Raw genomic sequence first — 3662 nt, forward strand, 5'->3', positions numbered from 1 at the left:
TGCAATCGCTCTGATCCCTTAGCGTACGTTTTCGAACATTCTCTCACCGGACCCCCACTTGAGCGTGATCGTGCGTCGCACCGTTTCACGCGTTTCGCGCTGCGGCTTTGCCGCACCCCTCGATCGCCGCGCGGTTGGCCGTCACGATCCTGTCGGCCCCGACGATGGCGCGGAACGCGGTGGGACTGGCGCTCTGGATCATACGCTGCCCGGCTTCCCAGCGGGGCAAGTCGAGCGTCCGCGCCGCCATGCGCTCGGGCCATTGCCAGCTCGCCGGTGCGATCTCGCGCGCGACCAGGCCCGGCACGATCGCCCATGCGAGGATGCCGGCCGCCACCCCACCCAGGGCAAACCATAGCTGCCGATTCTTCTGGTCGGCGCGTGTCCATGCGGACCCGGCGATGGCGCGAAGATCGGCCATGATGCGGGCCTTGTCCTCGCCCGCCTTGGCGAGCGCCGCCTGATCCTCGCGCCGGGCGGCGCTGCCCGCCGCGGCGATGCGCTGCGCCATCTGCTCCGGCGTCATCGCCAGCGCCGGGGCCGCTTTCAGGAATTGGCCGATGCGCGCGACGTTCTCGCCTGCCGTGTTCACGTTCTGCTGGAGCACGCCAAGCGTCTCGGTATGGTCGGGTATGTCGATCGCCGCGCTCGGCCGCCAAGCCCTCCACGGCGCAGCGCCAGCTCGCCGCGCATGGCCTCGAACGCCTCGGCCGCGCCTGCTCCGCCCTGATCGTCCTCGTTCGTCACCTGTCGTGAGCCTGCAACCCGTGATATTCCTCCGAGTTAATCAAAGGAGACCCAACAATCACCGGACCGGTCATGCCTAAGACACCACACACGAAAGGCCCGGACGAAACCCTTTCTCTCCTCGCCGATCCCTATCGGTTCATCTCCAGGCAGTGCCAGCGCCTAGGCGCAAACGCTTTTGAATCCCGTTTCCTGCTGAAAAAGACCAACTGCCTTAAGGGGGCCAAGGCCGCCGAAATCTTCTACGATACGACCCGCTTCGAGCGCGAAGGTGCCATGCCGGTCGCTATTCAGAAGACACTGCTGGGCCAAGGCGGCGTTCAGGGTCTGGACGGCGAGACCCATCGGCACCGCAAGCAGATGTTCATGGGCCTGATGACACCAGAGCGCGTGCGGGCGCTGGCGCAATTGTTCGAGGCCGAGTGGCGCAGGGCGGTGCCGGGCTGGACGCGCAAAGGAGAGATCGTCTTCTATGACGAGTTGCATGAGCCGCTGACGCGAGCGGTATGCGCTTGGGCGGGAGTTCCTCTTCCGGACGATGAAGCCGGCAACCGCGCGGGCGAGCTGCGGGCGCTGTTCGACGCCGCCGGCTCGGCGAGCCCAAGGCATCTTTGGTCACGGCTGGCCCGTCGTCGCGTCGACGCATGGGCGAAGCGGATCATTGAAGGCATTCGGGCCGGGAGCATCGGCTCGGGCTCGGGGACCGCGGCTTACGCGATAGCCTGGCATCGCGACCGGCACGACGATCTTCTTTCGCCGCACGTCGCAGCGGTCGAACTGGTAAATGTCCTTCGCCCGACCGTCGCGATCGCAGTGTACATCACCTTCGTCGCCCACGCGCTGCAAACCTGTTCAGGGATCAGGGCGGCCTTGGTTCAGCAGCCGGACTATGCCGAGCTCTTCGTCCAAGAGGTCCGCCGATTCTATCCCTTCTTTCCCGCTGTGGTGGCGCGCGCGAGCCAAGATTTCGAGTGGGAGGGGATGGCCTTTCCGGAAGGGCGTCAAGTGGTGCTAGACCTTTATGGGAGCAATCACGACGCAGCGACCTGGGCCGACCCCCAGGAGTTTCGCCCTGAGCGTTTCAGGGCTTGGGACGAAGACTCCTTCAACTTCATTCCGCAGGGCGGCGGCGATCACTATCTCGGCCATCGCTGTCCCGGCGAATGGATCGTCCTCGCGATCATGAAGGTGGCGGCACACCTCCTCGTCAACGCGATGCGCTATGACGTACCGGACCAAGACCTGAGCATCGATTTCGCCAGGCTGCCAGCGCTTCCGAAAAGCGGCTTCGTGATGCGCAACGTCCACATAGGTGGCTAGGGCCGCGTGCCGTGGTGATGGTGATCGGCTCCGTTATCGACCGTTTGCGCGAGTACGGGGTGCGATGCGACATCTACGCAGTCGAATGTTGGTTCAGCAAGTCGATCACGGCGCACCTCGCCGCCCCGTCGCCTTCGCAACGGTCGATGGTCGCAGCCAGCAGGCTTTCTAGTTGCGCCAGATCCTCCATCTTAGCGCGCACACGCTCTAGATGGTGAGCCGCGATCTCGCGGACCTCACTGCATGACGCCTGCGCAGAACCGCCAAGAGACAGGATCGCGCGCACCTCGGCCGGGGAGAAGCCGAGTTCGCGCGCGCGACGGACGAACCCAAGTGCGCGGACGTGACCGGTCCCATATACCCGCCGCCCGCCGCTTGTGCGGGGTGGCGTTGCGAGAACACCAACGCGCTCGAAGTACCGGATCGTCTCGATATTCACGCCAGTCCGGCGAGACAGCTCGCCGATCGTGATGCTTTCCTCAACGCGCATATATTGCTTGCTCCTGTAGTCACTACAGGATGCATAACGGGCTAACCCGCTAGAGGCGATAGATGAACCAAGAGACCATCCCGCGTGAACCCCTAGGCGCACCAACGTCACGACGTCGCGCCGACACGGGGCTATCCGCCCTCGGCGCGCTTGCGAGCTTAGCCGCTGTTCTAGCTGCGGCGTCATGCTGCGTCCTGCCCCTCGCACTCGCGGCGCTCGGCCTGGGGGCGGGCCTGTCCAGCAACTTCGCCGCGCTGATACCACTACGGTGGCCGCTAACGGCGACCTCCCTCATCGGCTTGGCTGCTGGGTGGTGGGCCTACGCGCAGCGGCGGAGGTCCTGTGCTGGGGACCGGTCCTGCACAATGCCGCTGCCCTCGCGCGCGACACCTATCCTGCTCGCGATTGGAACGGTTCTGACGCTTATCGCGTTCGCCTGGGACCTCCTAGAAGCGCCGCTGATGAACGCGCTTTCCTGATGCAGCTCACCTCAACCCTGACCTGTCCCAAATGCGGCGGGGTGGCCACCGAAAGGATGCCCACCAACGCCTGCCAATTCTTCTATGATTGCCGGCATTGCGCGGTGGTGCTGCGGCCCCTGGCTGGCGACTGCTGCGTGTTCTGCTCATTTGGCGATGTCCCATGCCCTCCGATCCAGGAAGCGAAAGCAAACGGGACTGTGGCGGGCTGCTGCGGGTGAGGCGATAGCTTCACGTTTCTTCGTGAACTGGGGTCCTGCTCGCCAAGGTCGCGCAAGCGAAATTGCCTACTTCGGTCTTATTCGACCGGTTCCTGACCTGCCTCAACTGCTCATTTTCGAGAGGGCATTTGAACAGGATAGCATTTCGGGCGCTTCAAAAACCCTTGCTCCTCCAGTTGCTAGAGCATGTAACCGCAATTTGCTCTCCTGCGGACGGGGGGCTGGAGGTGGCTTTTTGACGGCCCGTGTTGAAGCAATCGGTATGTCTCGACGCTCATTAGTGGCGCGGTTGGTGGCCTGTGGAACCGGCTTGGTGCTCGGTTCTCCAACGCTCGCGCGACAGACTTCCCGGTCGCGTCCGTCAATGTGGTGTAGAATTGGGTGTGGCCAGCGGGCTGCATTTTC

At 64.0% G+C, this 3662-nt stretch carries 5 protein-coding genes; 3 read left to right on the top strand and 2 right to left on the bottom strand.

All coding sequences use genetic code 11. From position 1 onward, the window contains the following. Nucleotides 1–85 precede the first annotated feature (85 nt). The gene (locus AX672_RS07460) at nucleotides 86–607 is read right to left on the bottom strand and encodes a DUF6118 family protein (protein WP_017980796.1); all 522 of its coding nucleotides are present in this window, start codon (nucleotides 605–607) and stop codon (nucleotides 86–88) included. A gap of 212 nt (nucleotides 608–819) precedes the next feature. Here AX672_RS07460 and AX672_RS07465 point away from each other — a divergent pair, with 212 nt between their 5' ends. Next, the gene (locus tag AX672_RS07465; protein ID WP_017980797.1) at nucleotides 820–2067 is read left to right on the top strand and encodes a cytochrome P450; all 1248 of its coding nucleotides are present in this window, start codon (nucleotides 820–822) and stop codon (nucleotides 2065–2067) included. A 73-nt stretch (nucleotides 2068–2140) separates the two neighbouring features. On the opposite strand, the gene AX672_RS07470 is transcribed toward AX672_RS07465, so the two are convergent. Beyond that, the gene (locus AX672_RS07470) at nucleotides 2141–2557 is read right to left on the bottom strand and encodes a MerR family transcriptional regulator (protein WP_017980798.1); all 417 of its coding nucleotides are present in this window, start codon (nucleotides 2555–2557) and stop codon (nucleotides 2141–2143) included. 62 nt (nucleotides 2558–2619) lie between these two features. Between AX672_RS07470 and AX672_RS07475 the strand changes: the two genes are divergently transcribed. Next, nucleotides 2620–3036, top strand: a complete 417-nt coding sequence (locus AX672_RS07475; protein WP_017980799.1) for a mercuric transporter MerT family protein — start codon at nucleotides 2620–2622, stop codon at nucleotides 3034–3036. After that, nucleotides 3036–3257: a GDCCVxC domain-containing (seleno)protein gene (locus AX672_RS19185; RefSeq protein WP_081609171.1), complete on the top strand. Its 222-nt coding sequence runs from the start codon at nucleotides 3036–3038 to the stop codon at nucleotides 3255–3257. The genes AX672_RS07475 and AX672_RS19185 overlap by 1 nt, the downstream gene beginning before the upstream one ends. Nucleotides 3258–3662: the final 405 nt, after the last annotated feature.

The sequence above is a fragment of the Sphingomonas sp. CCH10-B3 genome (assembly GCF_001556185.1).
Taxonomy (GTDB): Bacteria; Pseudomonadota; Alphaproteobacteria; order Sphingomonadales; family Sphingomonadaceae; genus Sphingomonas; species Sphingomonas aquatica.